General features: G+C 62.8%; 21 protein-coding genes. 13 read left to right on the top strand and 8 right to left on the bottom strand.

Going from position 1 to position 17739, the window contains the following annotated elements; genetic code table 11:
- The first annotated feature begins 75 nt into the window (after positions 1–75).
- Positions 76–1023 (top strand): isopenicillin N synthase family dioxygenase, encoded by a 948-nt coding sequence (locus tag IWY39_RS03405; RefSeq protein ID WP_107124636.1) that lies wholly within the window; start codon positions 76–78, stop codon positions 1021–1023.
- A 49-nt stretch (positions 1024–1072) separates the two neighbouring features.
- On the opposite strand, the gene IWY39_RS03410 is transcribed toward IWY39_RS03405, so the two are convergent.
- Positions 1073–1456 carry a dihydroneopterin aldolase gene (locus IWY39_RS03410; protein ID WP_017182309.1) on the bottom strand — a complete coding sequence of 128 codons (384 nt, stop codon included), beginning with the start codon at positions 1454–1456 and terminating at the stop codon, positions 1073–1075.
- Positions 1457–1590: 134 nt separating this feature from the next.
- Between IWY39_RS03410 and IWY39_RS03415 the strand changes: the two genes are divergently transcribed.
- The 4 genes from IWY39_RS03415 to IWY39_RS03430 are packed head-to-tail and all read left to right on the top strand — an operon-like array spanning position 1591 to position 4518.
- Positions 1591–2103 (top strand): GNAT family N-acetyltransferase, encoded by a 513-nt coding sequence (locus tag IWY39_RS03415; RefSeq protein WP_026149880.1) that lies wholly within the window; start codon positions 1591–1593, stop codon positions 2101–2103.
- 44 nt (positions 2104–2147) lie between these two features.
- The gene (locus IWY39_RS03420) at positions 2148–2714 is read left to right on the top strand and encodes a DUF1285 domain-containing protein (protein WP_107124637.1); all 567 of its coding nucleotides are present in this window, start codon (positions 2148–2150) and stop codon (positions 2712–2714) included.
- On the top strand, positions 2711–3310 hold the full coding sequence (locus IWY39_RS03425; RefSeq protein ID WP_107124638.1) for a CoA pyrophosphatase: 600 nt from the start codon (positions 2711–2713) through the stop codon (positions 3308–3310). Before IWY39_RS03420 ends, IWY39_RS03425 begins: the two co-directional genes overlap by 4 nt.
- On the top strand, positions 3307–4518 hold the full coding sequence (locus IWY39_RS03430; protein ID WP_107124639.1) for a CCA tRNA nucleotidyltransferase: 1212 nt from the start codon (positions 3307–3309) through the stop codon (positions 4516–4518). The genes IWY39_RS03425 and IWY39_RS03430 overlap by 4 nt, the downstream gene beginning before the upstream one ends.
- Here IWY39_RS03430 and IWY39_RS03435 read toward each other — a convergent pair.
- The 5 genes from IWY39_RS03435 to gcvA all read right to left on the bottom strand — a co-directional run bounded on the left by IWY39_RS03435 (position 4482) and on the right by gcvA (position 10203).
- A complete protein-coding gene (locus IWY39_RS03435; RefSeq protein WP_107124640.1) occupies positions 4482–6236 on the bottom strand; it encodes a putative bifunctional diguanylate cyclase/phosphodiesterase in 1755 nt (584 codons plus the stop codon). The genes IWY39_RS03430 and IWY39_RS03435 overlap by 37 nt on opposite strands.
- Before the next feature lie 68 nt (positions 6237–6304).
- Complete coding sequence (gene parC / locus IWY39_RS03440) at positions 6305–8632, bottom strand: DNA topoisomerase IV subunit A (RefSeq protein WP_107124641.1); 2328 nt, start codon at positions 8630–8632, stop codon at positions 6305–6307.
- Between the two features lie 66 nt (positions 8633–8698).
- A complete protein-coding gene (locus tag IWY39_RS03445; RefSeq protein WP_017182316.1) occupies positions 8699–8995 on the bottom strand; it encodes a CcdB family protein in 297 nt (98 codons plus the stop codon).
- The gene (locus tag IWY39_RS03450) at positions 8995–9252 is read right to left on the bottom strand and encodes a type II toxin-antitoxin system CcdA family antitoxin (RefSeq protein ID WP_107124642.1); all 258 of its coding nucleotides are present in this window, start codon (positions 9250–9252) and stop codon (positions 8995–8997) included. The genes IWY39_RS03445 and IWY39_RS03450 overlap by 1 nt, the downstream gene beginning before the upstream one ends.
- A gap of 24 nt (positions 9253–9276) precedes the next feature.
- Positions 9277–10203, bottom strand: coding sequence for a transcriptional regulator GcvA (gene gcvA, locus IWY39_RS03455; protein WP_181316715.1), 927 nt, complete (start codon positions 10201–10203; stop codon positions 9277–9279).
- 117 nt (positions 10204–10320) lie between these two features.
- Between gcvA and IWY39_RS03460 the strand changes: the two genes are divergently transcribed.
- The 6 genes from IWY39_RS03460 (at position 10321) to purC (ending at position 15614) form a co-directional block, all read left to right on the top strand.
- The gene (locus tag IWY39_RS03460; RefSeq protein ID WP_019053725.1) at positions 10321–10479 is read left to right on the top strand and encodes a hypothetical protein; all 159 of its coding nucleotides are present in this window, start codon (positions 10321–10323) and stop codon (positions 10477–10479) included.
- Between the two features lie 97 nt (positions 10480–10576).
- Positions 10577–11287 carry a trehalose-phosphatase gene (gene otsB / locus IWY39_RS03465; RefSeq protein ID WP_107124643.1) on the top strand — a complete coding sequence of 237 codons (711 nt, stop codon included), beginning with the start codon at positions 10577–10579 and terminating at the stop codon, positions 11285–11287.
- A gap of 88 nt (positions 11288–11375) precedes the next feature.
- Entirely contained in the window at positions 11376–13160 is a 1785-nt protein-coding gene (locus IWY39_RS03470) for a glycoside hydrolase family 15 protein (protein ID WP_261376053.1), read from the top strand.
- Positions 13157–14563: an alpha,alpha-trehalose-phosphate synthase (UDP-forming) gene (gene otsA, locus IWY39_RS03475; protein ID WP_107124644.1), complete on the top strand. Its 1407-nt coding sequence runs from the start codon at positions 13157–13159 to the stop codon at positions 14561–14563. The genes IWY39_RS03470 and otsA overlap by 4 nt, the downstream gene beginning before the upstream one ends.
- Before the next feature lie 9 nt (positions 14564–14572).
- Positions 14573–14704, top strand: coding sequence for a hypothetical protein (locus IWY39_RS24290; RefSeq protein WP_261376052.1), 132 nt, complete (start codon positions 14573–14575; stop codon positions 14702–14704).
- Positions 14705–14831: 127 nt separating this feature from the next.
- Positions 14832–15614, top strand: coding sequence for a phosphoribosylaminoimidazolesuccinocarboxamide synthase (purC, locus tag IWY39_RS03480; protein WP_107124645.1), 783 nt, complete (start codon positions 14832–14834; stop codon positions 15612–15614).
- Between the two features lie 97 nt (positions 15615–15711).
- On the opposite strand, the gene IWY39_RS03485 is transcribed toward purC, so the two are convergent.
- Together IWY39_RS03485 and IWY39_RS03490 are read right to left on the bottom strand one after the other, a co-directional pair.
- Positions 15712–16464 (bottom strand): sulfite exporter TauE/SafE family protein, encoded by a 753-nt coding sequence (locus IWY39_RS03485; protein WP_107124646.1) that lies wholly within the window; start codon positions 16462–16464, stop codon positions 15712–15714.
- Positions 16465–16513: 49 nt separating this feature from the next.
- On the bottom strand, positions 16514–16663 hold the full coding sequence (locus IWY39_RS03490; RefSeq protein ID WP_019053721.1) for a hypothetical protein: 150 nt from the start codon (positions 16661–16663) through the stop codon (positions 16514–16516).
- A 163-nt stretch (positions 16664–16826) separates the two neighbouring features.
- On the opposite strand from IWY39_RS03490, the gene purS reads away from it, so the two are divergent.
- Positions 16827–17060 (top strand): phosphoribosylformylglycinamidine synthase subunit PurS, encoded by a 234-nt coding sequence (purS, locus tag IWY39_RS03495; RefSeq protein WP_017182327.1) that lies wholly within the window; start codon positions 16827–16829, stop codon positions 17058–17060.
- Between the two features lie 3 nt (positions 17061–17063).
- Positions 17064–17738, top strand: a complete 675-nt coding sequence (purQ, locus tag IWY39_RS03500; RefSeq protein WP_107124647.1) for a phosphoribosylformylglycinamidine synthase subunit PurQ — start codon at positions 17064–17066, stop codon at positions 17736–17738.
- Position 17739: the final 1 nt, after the last annotated feature.

The raw sequence follows: 17739 nt of genomic DNA on the forward strand, positions 1-17739 counted from the left end.
GAATATCGCTTAACCATCCTTATGTTGCGCGCCCCGTCCCCATAGTTTCAGACCCCTAATTTCGGAGAGAATAAAGTGTCGCAATCGGTGCTGGATCAGGTGCCCGTCCTGTCTATGGCGGAATTGAGCAAGGCGGATTTCGCGCAAGGGTTCGGCGATTCCTTCCAGCGATTCGGCTTCGCGATGGTGCGCGATCATGGCATGGACCCGGCGCTGATCGACGCGGGATGGACGCTGGCGCGCGACTTTTTCGCCCTGCCCGAAGCCACCAAGCGCGCCTATGACGCCAAATATAATGGCGGTCAGCGCGGCTATACCGCGTTCGGCACGGAAATCGCCAAGGGCGCGAGCGAGAATGACCTGAAGGAATTCTGGCATGTCGGGCGCGATCTTCCCCCTGGCGATCCACTGGCGGAAACGATGCCGCCCAATGTCTGGCCCGATGAACTGCCCGCCTTCCACCCCGTCTTTACCAAACTCTATGCCGAATTCGACCGGGTGGGGGCGGAATTGCTGTCGGCCATCGCACTCTATCTGGGGCTGGAGGAACGCTGGTTCGACGGGCCGATCGACCGCGGCAATTCGATCCTGCGGCTGCTCCATTATCCACCCGTCTCGCCCGAAGCACCCGGCATCCGCGCGGGCGCGCATGAGGACATCAACCTGATCACCCTGCTACTGGGGGCGGAGGAAGGCGGGCTGGAACTCAAGGACCGCAACGGCAACTGGCTGCCGGTGGTGCCCCCGCCCGGCGCGCTGGCGATCAATGTCGGCGACATGCTCCAGCGACTGACCAACCATATGCTGCCATCGACCAGCCATCGCGTGGTCAATCCGCCGCCGGAGCGGCGCGGCCATTCGCGCTATTCGATGCCCTTCTTCCTGCACCTGCGCCCCGACGTGATGATCGACGCGCTGCCGCAATGCGTGAGCGAAGCCAATCCGCGCCGCGATCCGCCGATCAGCGCACATGACTATCTGACCGAACGACTGATCGAGATCGGCCTGATCAAGAAGGGGTAAACGGCGTACTCCCGCGCGGGCGGGAGGCCAGTTCCGATGCCTGAAACCGCTATTTCCGGCTGCGCCCCAAGGTGATGCCGATTTCCTCGCCCCGTTCGGACAGGGCCAGCTTGACGATCTTCACTTCCACATGGGTCACATTGTCGCCCTGAAGGAAGATGGTGTCGATGATATGGTCGGCCACGGCTTCGATCAGGGTAAAATGCACACCGTCAGGCAAGGCGGTCGAGGCGGCATGCTTGAGGTCCATATAGTTTTTGGACTGCGTCAGCGGGGTCGCCGGATCATAATGATCGGCGATCGCCAGCCGCGCGCGGATGGAGATACGCAGCGGCTGGGGGAGATGCGTCTCCTCCGAATAAATGCCGGTCAGTACGTCGACATGAAGGTTATTGACCTCCAGCGTCAGAAAATCGTCAAATCCAGTCTGCATGGCCTGCCATATCCGGCCCTTCCCTGCTGTCAGACGGGGCCAGTTTAGTCTTTCATTTTGCGATGCGGGCGGTAAAGCCCGCCGCTCCCGGCGCGGTCCATGCGCCATTGATCGCGGATCGGCAAGACGTGTCTATGATTGTCCCTCTCGAAAGCCAGCGGCCAGACGCGATCGAGCGTCTGCTCGACGATGCGTTCGGCGTCGATCGGCATGCACGGACGGCCTATCTGATTCGCGGGACGGTCGCATGGATTCCGGCTCTTTCCTTCGCAGTGGTGGATGGACAAGGCGCGCTGATCGGATCGCTGCAAAGCTGGCCGGTCGTGCTGACGCAGGATGACGGCACGCAATGCCCCTATATCATGGTCGGGCCGGTAGCGGTCGCCCCCGCGCATCAGGGCGGCGGCCATGGCCGGGCGATGATGGACGCTGTCGTGGCGGCAGCAAAGGCGCAGGGAACAGCGCCGCTGATGATGATTGGCGACCCGGAATATTATGGCCGCTTCTGGGGCTTTAGTGCCCAGGACACGAGCGGATGGCGTGCGCCCGGCCCGGTCGAGCAACGGCGTCTGCTGGCGCTGTCGGTCGATGGCCGCGCTGTGGGCGGCGCGGGAATGCTTGGTCCCGATATTAGCGTCATCGCCTGATTCCCCTTTGCCATCGGGGCGCTGCGATCCTATCTGCATAGCCTATGCCGATGGACCCGTCACCCGATCTTGCCGACCTGTCGCTCAGCGACATTGCGCGCCTGCTTGCCGAAAAAAAACTCCCGCCGGTGGAGAAATGGAATCCCGACCATTGCGGCGACAGCGACATGCGGATCGCGCGCGACGGAACCTGGTTTCACCAGGGATCGCCAATCGGGCGCGAGGCAATGGTCCGCCTGTTTTCCACCATATTGCGGCGAGAAGCAGACGGCAGCTATGTGCTGGTCACCCCGGGCGAAAAGCTGAGCATCGAAGTCGAGGATGCCCCCTTTGTCGCGGTCGAACTCAAGAGCGAAGGCGAAGGACGCGAACGGGCGCTGGCGTTCCGGCTGAACACCGGCGATCTGGTCGCGGCAGGGCCGGACAATGCGCTGCTGGTACGCGAGACGGCGGACGGGCCACACCCCTATCTTCATGTCCGCGCGGGGCTGGAGGCGCTGGTCGTGCGCAGCGTCTATTATGAACTGATGAACATGGCACTGGATGAGGGCCCCGAGCGGATCGGCCTGTGGAGCAACGGCGCTTTCTTTCCGCTGGACGGCGGGGCATGACCCTGGCCGAGCGGCTGCGCGCCGCGTTGGCCGAAGGTCATGGCCGCGATGGCACCATCCTGTCATCCGACATGCGCGATCCCCGCATCGACGGGCACATCGCGCTCGCCCCCGCCGCCGTACTGGTCGCCATTACCGACCGGCCCGAACCGGGGTTGATCCTGACCCAGCGGTCGGAACGCCTGCGCAAGCATGCGGGACAGGTCGCTTTCCCCGGCGGCCGCGTCGATCCTGGCGATGCCGATGAGATTGCCGGGGCGCTGCGCGAGGCGGAGGAGGAAATCGGCCTGCCGCCGCATCTGGCGCAGGTCATCGGCACGTCCGACCGCTATCATACCTTTACCGGGTTCGACGTCATCCCGGTGCTGGCGGTCATCCCGCCCGACCTGCCCTTGCAGCCGCAGGAAAGCGAAGTGGCCGACTGGTTCGAACTGCCCCTCGCCTATGCGCTGGCCCCGGCGAACCGGACCCGGCATGCCGTCGAATTTGAAGGGGCGGTGCGGCATTATTATGAGATATTGTGGCAGGAACGGCGGATATGGGGCGTGACCGCCGCCATCCTGGCAAACCTGTCGCACCGGCTGGGCGCATTATGAGCGTGGTGCTGCCCGATGCGCCATGGCGGCATCGTCCCGGTCTCGATAATTTGCTGACGGCGCTGGATGCGGCGGGCGGCAAGGCCCGCTACGTCGGCGGCGCGGTGCGCGACGGCTTGCTGGGGCTTGCGGTCAATGATCTGGATATTGCCACCACGCTTGCCCCGCAGGACGTGCTCGACCGGCTGAAGGCAGCGGAGATAAAGGCAGTACCGACCGGTATCGACCATGGTACGATCACCGCCGTCATCGCCGGCTGGCCGGTGGAGATTACGACGCTGCGCCGCGACGTCAGCACCGACGGGCGGCGCGCGACCATCGCCTATACCGATGACTGGCGCGAGGATGCAGCGCGGCGGGACTTCACGATCAACGCCCTTTATGCCGATCCGCTGAGCGGGGAGATCACCGACTATTTTGGCGGGGTTGCCGATCTGGAAGCGCGGCGATTGCGCTTCATAGGCGATGCCGACGCACGCATTGCCGAAGATCATCTGCGCATCCTGCGCTATTTCCGCTTTCTGGCGCGCTATGGCGACGATGAGCTGGACAATATGGCCTATGCCGCCTGCGTCGCTTCGGCCAACAGTCTGATGGCGCTGTCGCGCGAGCGGATTGCCGATGAATTGCTCAAATTGCTGGGGGTCGCCACGCCGATCCATGCGCTGCAGCTGATGGTCGATGGCGGGATATTGACGCCGGTTTTGCCTGAAGTCGACCGCGCCGGGATCGACCGGCTGGAGCGGTTGATAGCGCGGGAGGCCGCGACTGGCCTTGCACCATCGGCGCTGCGGCGGCTCGCGGCCTTGCTGCCGCCCGATGCGGCGCGGGCCGATCTAGTCGGCGCACGGCTCAAACTGTCGAACAAGGCGCGCAAACGACTGACGACGGCGCTGGAGGCTGGCCTCGGCGATATGCCGATTCGGGCGCTCGCGTGGCATATCGGGGTCGAAGGTGCGATCGACAGGTTGCTGCTGGATGCCGATGCGGATCTGTCGCCTCTCTCGGATCTGGACGACTGGACGCCGCCCAAACTGCCGATCGGCGGTGGCGCGTTGATCGCGCGCGGACTGCCCCCCGGCCCCGATGTCGCCAAGGCATTGAATGTCGTGCAGGATATGTGGGTCGCGGAAGGTTTCCCGGACAGCGCGCGGGTTGACGCTATTGCCGATCAGACCGTTTCGAAATTCCAGCGCGCGCGCCAATAGTCGAAGGCGTCCTGTTCGGCCATCGGCTTGGCGAAATAATAGCCCTGCCCCTGCCAGCATCCCAATTGCTGAAGCGCATGGGCAAGCTCCTGCGTCTCGATCCCTTCGGCCGTGACCTTGAGATTGAGCGACTCCGCCAGCGAGAGGATCGTGCGGACGATGACCGTCTTGTCGCGATCCTCCAGCATGTTCGACACGAAGCTCCGGTCGATCTTCAATATGTCGATCGGCAGGCTGTGCAGGCTGGCCAGGTTGGAAAAGCCGGTGCCGAAATCGTCCATCGCGATCGGCATCTGCAAATCCTTGAGCGCGAACAGCAATTTGCGCGCCTTGTCGGGATCGGCGATGATCGCGCTTTCGGTGACTTCGGCCGTCAGGCGATGCCCGGCGATGCCGGAATAGCGCAGCGCTTCCTCGAACATGGACGCGACATCGTCCCGCGCCATCTGGATCGGCGAGAGGTTGACGTTGACGCCGACCGGCATGGGCTGACCGAACCTGGCGTCCCAGCGCGACAATGCTTGCGCCGCTTCATAGGCGGCCCATCGGCCCAAGGGAGTGATGAGGCCGCTTTCTTCGGCCACGGCGATGAATTCGACCGGGGACACATGCCCCAATTCCGCATCGTCCCAGCGGGCGAGCGCCTCGAACCCCGTAATCTCCCCGGTATGGAGGTGGATCAGCGGCTGATAGGCCAGCGACAGGCCACCCTGCGCCAGTGCGTCGCGCAGACGGCTCTCGATCGAAAAGCGGCGCTGCGCTTCCTTGAGAACACCGTTGCGATATATTTCCACCTTGCCGCTGCATTTGGCGATCTTGACCGCTGCCTGCGCCTTGCGAACGATGTCATCGGGGTCATCGCTCAGGCTGGTAGAAAGGGCACAGCCGATCGCGCAGTCCACCCGGATTTGCAGATCGCTCAGTCGGATCGGCGAACTCAGCGCTTCCTTGATCCGCTGGACGATGTGAAGAGCATCCGACAGGCCATTGTTCAGACGGGCGAATATCGCAAAATCATTGCCGCCGATCCGGGCCAGCACATCGCCCTGCCGCAGGCTGGATTTCAGTCGCTTGGCGACCGTGATCAGCAATTCGTCGCCAGCCATCGGGCCAAGCGATTCATTGACCCGGCTGAACCGGCTAAGGTCGATCGCGATGATGCCGAACTGGGCATTGTCAGGCCAGACCGAATTGGCGATCCGGTCGTCAATCTCTTCGCCAAAGCCGGTGCGATTGGGCAGCGCGGTCAATCCGTCGGACAGAAGTTCGCGGCGCAGATTCTTCTCGACCGTCCGTTCGCTGGTACGATCGGTCGCGGTGAACAGGTAAAGTTCGGGATGGTCCGCATCGGCAGGCAAGCGGCCGATGGTGCACATGAAATATTCCGGCCCCAATTTGCCGTCGCGGCGAATTTCAAAACTGTCTGCGACGTGATTCGTCTGAATGAATTTCAGGATTCGATCGCGCCACACGGTCGCGGCCTGGCTGATGGCCCCGTCCCTTTCCTGATGCTGGCGAAACGCCTGCAAGAAGCGGTCATTAGCTGCGACTACCGACAACAGATTGTCATCATGGGATAAAATCGCTGCCGCCTGTGACATGGCGGCCAGCCATTGGGTCGGCGCTATGACGAAGGATGGATATGCCTCCACGTCCCCCGCAACAGGGTCGTTGCTGGTCCTTCCGACTGGCCAGTTGCGCACAGAAATGGATTCCATGCCTTGGCCATATCGGGAAGCGGTAAATTTTCAGGAAACGATGCGCCGATCATTGTAAAAAATGGTCATTAAAAGCGATTGTCGCGCGGAAACCCGGTGGGTGGCATGCGGCCAGCCGCACCGCGCGCCACTTTCCACGGCGTCATGTCCGATTCGGTCCGCATCCGCCCGGTCTCGCCCCCCATCGCCCAGCTAAGTCCATCGGCCAGGCGGAAAGTGATGGCGTCCGACAGACCACCATCGCGATAGCGCTGCATCTGCACGCCCTGCCCACGCGCCATGCGGGGCATTTCGTCGAGCGAGAAAACGAGCAATTTGCGGTTTTCGCCAATCACGGCCACGCTGTCCGACCCCGGCGCGACCGGGCGGATGACAGCCAGCTTGGCGCCGGTGCGGACATTGACGACCTGACGCCCTTTGCGCGTTTCCGCCATGATCTCCGCCACCGCCGCAATGAAACCGCGCCCGTCGGAAGAGGCCAGTAACAATTCCGTGCCAGCCCGTGCGGGCATGAAGGCGACGATCGCGCCTTCATTGTCCATATCGACCAGCGACCGCACCGGATCGCCAAAGCCGCGCCCGCCCGGCAGCTTGTCCGATCCCAGCGTATAGACGCGCCCGGTGGACGTCGCGAGCAGCAGCTTGTCGGTGGTGTAGGCGTGGAACGCGAATTGCGGACCGTCGCCCTCCTTGAACTTGAGCGTATCGGCGGCAGCCAGATCGCGATGGCCGCTCATCGCCCTGATCCAGCCGCGTTCGGACAGAATGACGGTGATCGGTTCGCGCTCGATCATCGCCTCCAGCGGGATGTCCCGTGCGGGCCCGGCTTCCTCCACCAATGTACGGCGGTGGCCAAGGGCCGTGTCGGGGCCGTAGCGCTTGCGCAGCGCGGCAATGTCGCGCTTCAGCTTGGTCCGCTGGCGCTGCGGGCTTTCGACCAGCTTTTGCAGATCCTCCTGCTCCGCCACCAGATCGGCATGTTCGCGGCGCAATTCCATCTCTTCCAGCTTGCGCAGAGACCGCAGGCGCATGTTGAGAATGGCTTCGGCCTGCCGGTCGGTCAGGGCAAATTCGTCCATCATCACCAGCTTTGGCTCATCCTCCGTACGGATGATCTCGATCACCCGGTCAAGGTTGAGATAGGCGATGATATAGCCATCGAGCAGTTCGAGCCGATCGGCGATCTTGGCTAGGCGATGCTGCGCGCGCCGGACCAGCACGTCGATCTGGTGCTTTAGCCATTCGATCAGCACCGCGCGCAACCCCAGAACGCGCGGCGTATGGGTGGCGTCCAGCACGTTCAGGTTGAGTGGAAAGCGGTTTTCCAGATCGGTCAGTCGGTAGAGACTGTCCTTGAGCACCTGCGGATCGACATTGCGGTTCCTAGGCGTGATGACGATGCGGATCGTCTCATCGCTTTCATCGCGCACATCTTCCAGAATCGGCAGCTTCTTGTCGTTGATCAGGGCCGCGATCTGCTCGATCAGCTTGCCCTTCTGCACCTGATAGGGAATTTCGCTGACGATCAACTGCCAGGTGCCGCCGCTCAATTTCTCTATGCCGGTCGGTTCCCAGACGCCCTGATCATCCTTGCCGGTCGAAAAGCGCGCACGGGTGCGGAACGCGCCGCGCCCCGTGGCATAGGCTTCCGCAATGATTGCGGGACTATCCACCAGCACGCCGCCAGTGGGGAAGTCCGGTCCCTTTACCACTGCCATCAACGCCGCATGATCCGTATCGGGATTGTCGATCAGCAAGCTGGCGGCATCGAGTATTTCGGTCACATTATGCGGCGGTATGCTGGTGGCCATGCCCACCGCAATGCCGCTGGCACCATTGGCAAGCAGGTTGGGGAAAAGGCCGGGGAACACCTCCGGCTCTTCATCCTCGCCATTATAGGTCGGGCGGAAATCGACCGTACCTTCGTCCAGCCCCGCCATCAGGTCGGCGGCAGGCTGGGTCAGGCGCGCTTCGGTATAGCGCATCGCGGCGGCATTATCGCCGTCGATATTGCCGAAATTGCCCTGCCCGTCGACCAATGGCGTGCGCAGGACGAAATCCTGCGCCAGCCGAACCATGGCGTCATAGACGCTGCTGTCGCCATGGGGGTGATATTTGCCGATGACGTCGCCCACGACGCGGGCGCATTTCTTGTAGCTTGTGCCGTTGCGGGCAGGGTTGGCGACCAGCACGTCGGCCGACGCGCCGGACGGCTCCATCCTGAGCAGCCGCATCGCCCAGAGCAGGCGGCGATGCACCGGCTTCAACCCGTCGCGCAAATCCGGCAAGGACCGCGCGGTAATGGTGGACAGGGCATAGACGAGATAACGCTGCGACAGCGCCGCGTCGAACGGATGGTCCTTGATATTGTCGAAAGGATCGCGAAAATCGGTCATTACGCGCGGGATAGCAGCACGGGGACGAAACGGAAACGGAGATTTGGCCGGGATCGAACCGCAGCGTTAAAATCCCACCAGCAGCATGTCCAGCGCGGCGGCTATCACGTCCTGATGATCGTGCAGCGACAAGGCCGGCTGCCCAAGCGACCGGGCCGGAACCGCCCCCGCAAACTGGGTCATCATGACCAGCGTTTCGCCTTCAATCTGAAAATATGGATTAAGGCGCGCCATGGGTGTGCCAACGTCGGCAATGGGGATGAGCGGTACAACGAATCGGGTCGTCAGATGATCGAGCAAATCGGCCTGGCAATCCAGAACCCAACTACCGTCGGACAGGCGATGCGCGCTAAATCTTGCCATTAGAACATGCGATATTTTTCGAGCGGCAGGCCATGTTTTTCGACATAGGCGTTGGAAGCAGCAATACCCTGGGCATTCTCCTCTTGCCAGCGGCGTCCGCGTTCGGCGGCGATTTGCTTGGCCAGCGCGTCTTCACAGGTGCGGGACAAGTTGATTCCCAACGCCCGCGCCTCTGCGACAAGCGCCACATCCAGCGACAGGTTGGTCGCCTTTCGCGTCCCGATCCGTTCATGCCTGGTCACAACCAACTCCTTCATGAAACATGCGCATGAACATACGCATCATTCGTCACGGGGCAAGTAGCGTCCCTGCGGGTCATCGGCGATGGCGGCGGCAAATTCGGCGCTGATCCAGTCGCGAAACGCCTTCACCTTGGGCGTGTTGCGAGCGTGGGGCGGATAGACGATCCAGTAGCTCGCGATCTCGCGGACATAGGATGGCATGGCTTCGACCAGCAGGCCCGCCTCCACCTCCGCCTTCCACAAAAACAGGTTCAGGATGGCGATCCCCTGCCCCCCGATCGCGGCACGACCTTCCATCACCTGGCTGTCGAGCGCGATGCCCGGCGGCCCGCCTGCCGGATCGGCCTCCACCCCCATGGCCGCGAACCATTCATGCCACCACATATCGTCGGGCGACAGGCGCGGCAGGGCATGAAGCGCCTGCGCATCGGCGACCGGGCCATGGCGCGCCAGCCAGGCCGGGCTGCACATCGGCGCCAGGCGGTTGTGCGTCAACAGCCGTGCCTCCAGCCCCGGCCAATTGCCCTTCCCGCCGCGAATCGCCAGATCCACGCCGGTGCGGGCAAGATCGACCACCGCGTCCTCGGCCTGGATGCGAACCGCCAGCCCCGGATGACGCATCTGGAACGCGCCGATCCGGGGGGCGAGCCAGAGATGGGCGAAACTATTGGTGCAACTGATGGTAAGGACCATCGAATGATCCTGCGCCAGAGCGGCAAAGCCCTGCCGCATCTGGTCGAAAGCGCGGATGATGACCGGCGCGATTTCCCGTCCCTTGTCGGTAAGAAGCACCCGGCGGCCGGCGCGCTGGAACAGGCTCAGCCCCAGCCGGTCCTCCAGCAACTTGACCTGATAGCTGACCGCCGCCTGGGTCATGCCCAGTTCCTGCGCGGCGGCGGTGAAATTTTCGATCCGGGCAGCGGCTTCGAACACCCGAACGGCGGAGAGCGGAGGCAGGGCGGACATGGCTTTCCATAAGGGGAGCTTATTATCACTGTCCATGCTTTTGTTGGATGTCGTTACGGAACAGGCGCATTGGTCGCTTCGCACACATGCACCATTTCAATCGAAAGGATCGCGACCATGCGCGACCAGTATGACGCCCGGTTGTGGACGGACCATCATCGCGAAGCCAGCGCCGGGATCGACCGGCTGATTGCACGGATCATGCAGGCATTTCGCGTGCTGCATTCAATCCATTGGTCGGCCCCCTGGTCCGATGACAGCCGGTGCGGCGCGTAAAAACGACAAGGGGCTACACAACAGGGGTTGCGAATTGGCGGTAAAGCGCCACTTTGCGCCCGTGTCAGATCATCCCCTCCCCCCGCCCCCGCCCGCCTTGTTGACCGACGCGGCGCTGTTCCTCGATTTTGACGGGACGCTCACGCCCATTACCGACACCCCCGACGGGGTGATTGTGGATGATGGACTGGTGCAGTTGCTCCTGGCGCTGCGGGAAAGGCTGGACGGGCGACTGGCGATCGTGAGCGGGCGGTCGATCGAAACGCTGCGCGCGCTGGGCTTTGCCGACTTCCTGCTGGCTGGCACCCATGGGCTGGAATTTGCCCGCCCCGGCGGCGCCATCGCCGCGCCAGCGCGCCTCGCGGCAATCGATGATGCCGAAGCCGCCTTCAACGCCTTTGCCGCCGACAAGCCCGGCGTGCTGGTCGAACGCAAATCGATCAGCGTCGGGCTGCACTATCGCGGTGCCCCTGCCTGGCAGGATGCCGCGCATGCGCTGGCCCGCCAATGGGCCGATCAGGACGGTCTGGCGCTTCAGCAGGGCAAGATGCTTTATGAATTGCGGCCCGGTGGCGCGGACAAGGGCAGCGCGGTCCATGCGCTGATGGCGCAGGGGCCAATGGCGGGCGGTGTGCCGGTCTTTATCGGCGACGACGTGACCGACGAGGAAGGCTTTGCCGCCGCCGTCGAACTGGGCGGGGTTGGCATATTGGTCGGACCTGTGCGACAAACGCGAGCGGCATATAATTTGGAACAGGTTGCCGCCGTCAGGCATTATCTGCGAGAGGGGGTTGCACGGCTCGCATGATCCGTGCCCCCTCAATTTGCCAAAAAGCATTAGGGGCAGTGCGATAAACAGCAATACTCACCCAATATTGGGCGGCAACGCCCGCAATTTGGACCTCTGGCCGATTGGCAATTGCCAGGCATCGGCGCTGATCGATCGGGCCGGTCGGATGGTATGGGCCTGCGTTCCCAGGGTCGACGGCGATCCCGTCTTTTCCGCGTTGCTCGACGATGCTGATTGGGATGATGACGCCGCGATCGGTTTCTGGGCGATCGAACTGGAAAATTGCGTTGCGGTGGAGCAATATTATCTGCGCAACACCCCCGTTCTGGTCACGCGCCAGAGCGACACGCAGGGCAACGTCATCGAAATTTTCGATTTTTGCCCCCGCCACAAGCATAAGGGCCGCATGTATCGCCCGGTCGCCTTCGCCCGGATCGCGCGCCCGGTGGCCGGATCGCCGCGCATAAGAGTGCGCCTGCGCCCGACGACGGCCTGGAATGCGGAAAAGGTGCCGATCAATTACGGCTCCAACCATATCCGCATGGTCCTGTCCTACATGGCGATGCGGGTGTCGACCGACGCGCCGATCGGCCTGATCGCGCAGGAAAGCTGGTTCCGGCTGGAGCAGGACGCCCATTTCTTCATGGGGCCTGACGAAGGATTTTCGGACGCCTTGCGCCCGGCGCTCCAGCGGATGCTGGACGACACGGTGGAGGAATGGCGCCTGTGGGTGCGCGGCCTCGCCATCCCGGCGGAATGGCAGGAAGCGGTCATCCGGTCCGCGATCACACTCAAACTGTGCCAGCATGAAGAAACTGGCGCGATTGTCGCGGCGCTGACGACCAGCATACCCGAACATGCCGATTCGGGTCGCAACTGGGACTATCGCTACTGCTGGGTGCGCGACGCTTATTATACCGTCGAAGCACTCAACCGGCTGGGCGCGCTGGATGTGCTGGAAACCTATCTGGTCTATCTGCGCAACATCGTCGATGGCGCAAAGGGCGGGCATATCCAGCCGCTTTACGACGTGCGCGGCAACGCCACGCTGACCGAATGGGAAGCGGACGAACTGCCCGGCTATCGCGGCATGGGCCCGGTGCGGGTCGGCAATGCCGCCTACAGCCAGATCCAGCATGACGCCTATGGCCAGATCGTCCTGTCGTCGGTGCAGGGCTTTATCGACTGGCGGTTGCTGCGCATGGCGGGTCATGCCGATTTCGAGGCGCTGGAGGCCGTGGGCGAGCGGGCCTGGAGCGTCTATGACAAGCCGGATGCGGGTTTGTGGGAACTGCGCAATCGCACCCATGTCCACAGCTATAGTGCGGTGATGTGCTGGGCGGCGTGCGACCGGCTGGCCCATGCCGCGCTGGCGCTGGACCTGCCGTTGCGCGCTGCGCACTGGCAGAACCGCGCCGACACGATGAAGGCGCGCATCATCGATGCGGCGTGGCGAGAGGACAGCCAGGCCATATCGGCGAATTTCGAGGATGATTCGCGCGACGCATCGCTGCTGCAACTGCTCGACCTGCGTTTCCTGAGCGCGGATGATCCCATGTTCACCGGCACATTGGCCGCTCTGGAGGCGGATTTGCGGCGTGGCAATGACATGCTGCGCTACAGCGCGCCCGACGATTTCGGCGAGCCGGTGACTGCGTTCAACGTCTGCACCTTCTGGCTGATCGAAGCACTGCATCGCACCGGTCGTACGGAAGAAGCCCGCACCCTTTTCGAAGAGATGCTGAGCCGACGCACCGCCGCAGGATTATTGTCCGAGGATATTGATCCTGTGACCGGGGAATTGTGGGGCAATTATCCTCAAACCTATTCGCTCGTCGGCATCATCAACTGCGCCGTCTTGTTGAGCAAACCCTGGAGCGTGATGCGATGAGTCGCCTGATTGTCATTTCCAACCGCGTGTCCCGACCCAACAAGTCGGGCAATCAGGGCGGACTTGCGGTCGCGCTGGCGCAGGCATTGCGGGAAAGCCGGGGGACATGGATCGGCTGGTCGGGCGAAATCACCGATAATTTCACTGGCCATATCGGCTTTTACGAGGATGACGGGGTCAAGACTGCGACGATCGACCTGGAAGAACAGGATGTCGACGAATATTATAACGGGTACGCCAACAAGACGCTGTGGCCGCTCTTCCACTTCCGCATTGATCTGGCCGAATATGCCCGCGATTTCGAGGGCGGCTATAACCGGGTCAACCAGCGCTTTGCCGATACAACCGCGCCGCTGATCGAGCCGGAGGACGTCATCTGGGTTCATGATTATCACATGATCCCGCTGGGCCAGATGCTGCGTGACCGCGGCCACCGCAACAAGATCGGTTTTTTCCTCCACATCCCCTGGCCACCCACGCGATTGCTCGTGTCGCTGCCCCATCACAGCAAGCTGGTCAGCACCTTGTTCGCCTATGATGTCGTAGGGTTCCATACCGAAGAATGGCTCGAATCCTTCCGCCATTATGCCGAGCGGGAGATGGGTGGTACGGTGAACGGCGATTTCATCACCGTTGGCGACCGGACGATCCAGGCGGTCGCTTGCCCGATCGGGATCAACGCGAAGGAATTTGCCGAAGCGGCCGAAAGCGAGGTTGCACAGAACATGCTCCGGCAGATACGCGCCTCGCTTCAGGACCGCTCGATGATCGTCGGCGTCGATCGGCTGGACTATAGCAAGGGGCTGGAGGAGCGGTTCAACGGCTATGCCCGCTTTCTGAAGGACCATCCCGACCAGCATCGCAAGGTTTTGCTGACCCAGGTCGCGCCGCCTTCGCGCGGCGAAGTCGAAAGCTACCAGCAGATACGCGCCGCGCTCGATTCCCTCGCCGGGCGGATCAATGGCGAATATAGCGATGTGGACTGGACGCCCATCCGCTACGTCAACCAGGGTTATCCGCGCGACAAGCTCGCCGGCATTTATCGCAGCGCCAAGATCGGGCTGGTCACGCCGTTGCGCGATGGCATGAACCTGGTCGCCAAGGAATATGTCGCGGCGCAAGACCCGGAGGATCCGGGCGTTCTGATCCTGTCCCGCTTTGCCGGGGCCGCTATGCAGCTCAAGGACGCGCTGCTGATCAATCCCTACAGCCCGGAGGAAATGTCCGACGCCATCCTGCGCGCGCTCGCCATGCCGCTGGATGAACGCAAGCGTCGCTGGCGCGCCATGATGGATAGCGTTGAAAAGCAGGACATCAGCTGGTGGCGGCAATGCTTTACCGGGCGACTGATGGCGGTGGATCGCGATACGGCGCGGGTTGAGCCGGAAGCTGCGGACAGCTAACAACGGCGCATGATCGATGATGATGATGAGCCGCGCGGTTTGGCCGCAACCCTGCGCGCCCGATCAGGCGTCATCATCGGCGCGATCGGTATGGTGGCGTGGATAGCGTTGCTATGGGCGATGTTCGGCGACGTGCTGTAAGGGCCGCACCAATTGCACCTCCGCCCGCTTTGTTCTATGGGCGAGGCCCAAGCAGCCCCGGCACCCGCTGATCCTTCTCGATTCGCGATTGTCGGGGCGCAGTATTTTTGACCAGACAGGAACGCGCATGGCCCGTCGCCGCCAGATTTACGAAGGCAAGGCAAAGATCCTTTATGAAGGCCCGGAACCGGGCACGATCATCCAATATTTCAAGGATGACGCAACCGCCTTCAACGCGCAGAAGAAGGGCACGATTTCCGGCAAGGGCGTGCTCAACAACCGGATTTCCGAGCATATCTTCACGCTGCTCGGCCAGATCGGCGTACCGACCCACTTCATCCGCCGCCTCAACATGCGTGAGCAGCTGGTGCGTCAGGTGGAGATCGTGCCGATCGAAGTCGTCGTGCGCAACGTTGCCGCCGGGTCGCTCAGCAAGAAGCTGGGGATCGAGGAAGGCACGCAACTGCCCCGCACGCTGATCGAATATTGCTACAAGGATGACGCGCTGGGCGACCCGCTGATTTCCGAAGAGCATATCGCCTGCTTTGGCTGGGCGACGCAGGAAGAGATGCACGACATTGCCGACATGGCGATCCGCATCAACGACTTCATGTGCGGCCTGTTCGCCGGGATCGGCATTCGCCTCATCGACTTCAAGCTGGAGTTCGGTCGCCTCTATGACGGCGATTACAGCCGCATCATCCTGGCCGACGAGATCAGCCCCGATGGCTGCCGCCTGTGGGACGCTGCGACCAACGAGAAGCTGGACAAGGACCGTTTCCGTCGCGATCTGGGCGGCGAAGTGGAAGCCTATCAGGAAGTGGCGCGCCGCCTGGGCCTGCTGCCCGAAGGGCGGGACACCACGGTGCTGGACCTCGACACGCATCGCAAGAAGCGCGAGAAGGAATAAATCCTTCGATCCGCCGTCATCCTGACGCAAGTCAGGATCCAGAGTTGGCGCAAAGCCGCCTTGGATGCCGGATCAAGTCCGGCATGACGGTTATGGGTTACGCCATCAGCGCATCGGCAACCAGCTTGATGCCCAGCAGCACCATCAGCACATAGATCAGCGTGTAGAAGCGCGCAGCATCCACCCGCCGCACCAGCGCGACGCCCGCCAGCGTCGCAACGATCGCGACCGGCAGCAGCATGGCGGTCGCCGTCAGATTGCCACGCGTGAATTGCCCCAGCGCGGCATAGGCGGGCACCTTCATCCAGTTCATGACCGCGAAGGCGACCGCCGTGGTCCCGACCAGCATGTCGCGCGGCAGGCGCCTGGGCAGCACCCACATCTGGAACGGGGGCGAACCGGCATGGGCGATCTGGCTGGAAAAGCCGCTGGCGACGCCGAGCAGCATGCCCACCCAATCGGGCGATGTGGACGGCAACACGATCGCCCCGCCCCGCTCGACCCATAGCCGTTGCAGTCCGAACACGATCGAAATCGCGCCCAGCGCGCCCAGAACCGTGGTTTCATGCACTTGCGCGGCAAACAGATAGCCAAGCGTCACGCCGACCGCCGCGCCGGGCAGCATCACCCGCAAGATATGGCCGTCCCAGCTTTTCCGGAATGCCCAGACGCTGACGGCGTCCTGCACGATCAGGATGGGCAGCATTATGGCCGCGCCGCGTACCGGGTCCACACCCAGCGCCATGATCGGCATGGCCAGCGCGCCGACCCCGGCAAAGCCGCCCTTGGCGAGGCCCGATATGGCCATGGCGATGAAGGCGCAGGCGTAATAGAGATAATCGGGGTCCATAGCGCTTCGCCTAGCGCAAGGGACAGGCAATTGGCATTGAAAAAGACGCTCAGCGACTGGCGCGATAGCCGATCGTCAGGCCCAGGCTGAAGGTCGCGAGCAGGGCAAGCTGCACCTTTCCATGCGGGTCGTCATAGCCCACAATCTGTTGCCCCCAAGCGAACAGCCCGACAAACATCGCCAGCGCCACCCCGGACATGCCTAATGCTCCCCCCGGATTTCTGCGCCATGACAGTATCGGATGAGATGCTAACAAAAGCATAATGGCTTGCCACCCCGCCACACCGGGACTAGGGGAGCGGCAAAGTCGATCCCCCGGACCGCACGGTTCGGCCCTGTCCGTCTCAAGGAGTTCGCCGCTCATGAAAGCCCGCATTTTCGTCACCCTCAAGGGCGGTGTCCTCGATCCGCAGGGCCGGGCGATCCACCATGCGCTGGAAGGCCTGGGCTTTGACGGCGTCAATGACGTGCGCGCGGGCAAGCTGATCGAACTGGACCTGGCCGATGGCACCAGTGACGAGGATATTGACGGCATGTGCCGCAAGCTGCTCGCCAATACGGTGATCGAAAACTACCGCATCGAAAAGGTCGCCTGAGCCATGAAGAGCGCCCTCATCGTCTTTCCGGGCAGCAATTGCGACCGCGACCTGGCGGTGGCGTTCGAGGCTGCGACCGGCGCGAAGCCAGCCATGGTGTGGCACCGCGATACCGAACTGTCCGACGACATCGACCTGATCGGCGTGCCCGGCGGCTTTTCCTATGGCGACTATCTGCGGTCCGGCGCCATGGCGGCGCGGTCGCCGGTGATGCAGGCGGTGGCGCAGGCGGCCGATCGCGGCGTGTTCGTGCTGGGCATCTGCAACGGCTTTCAGGTGCTGACCGAAAGCGGCCTGCTGCCCGGCGCGCTGCTGCGCAATGCCGGTGGGCATTTCGTGTGTCGCGACGTCGCGCTGACGGTCGACAATGCGCAGAGCGCCTTCACCAGCCGCTACGCAGCGGGCGAGACGATTTCCTATCCGGTCGCGCATCATGACGGCAATTATTTCGCCGACGACGCGACGCTCGACCGGCTGGAAGGCGAAGGCCGGGTCGCGCTGCGCTATGCGGAGAATGTCAACGGTTCGGCGCGCAACATTGCGGGCATATTGAACGACAAGGGCAATGTGCTGGGCATGATGCCGCACCCCGAACGGGTGATCGAGACTGCCCTTGGCGCGACCGATGGCAAGCGCCTGTTCGACGGCCTGGTCGAAGGACTGATGGCGCGGGCCTGAT

Source organism: Sphingobium sp. JAI105, assembly GCF_015752145.1.
GTDB lineage: Bacteria > Pseudomonadota > Alphaproteobacteria > Sphingomonadales > Sphingomonadaceae > Sphingobium > Sphingobium xenophagum.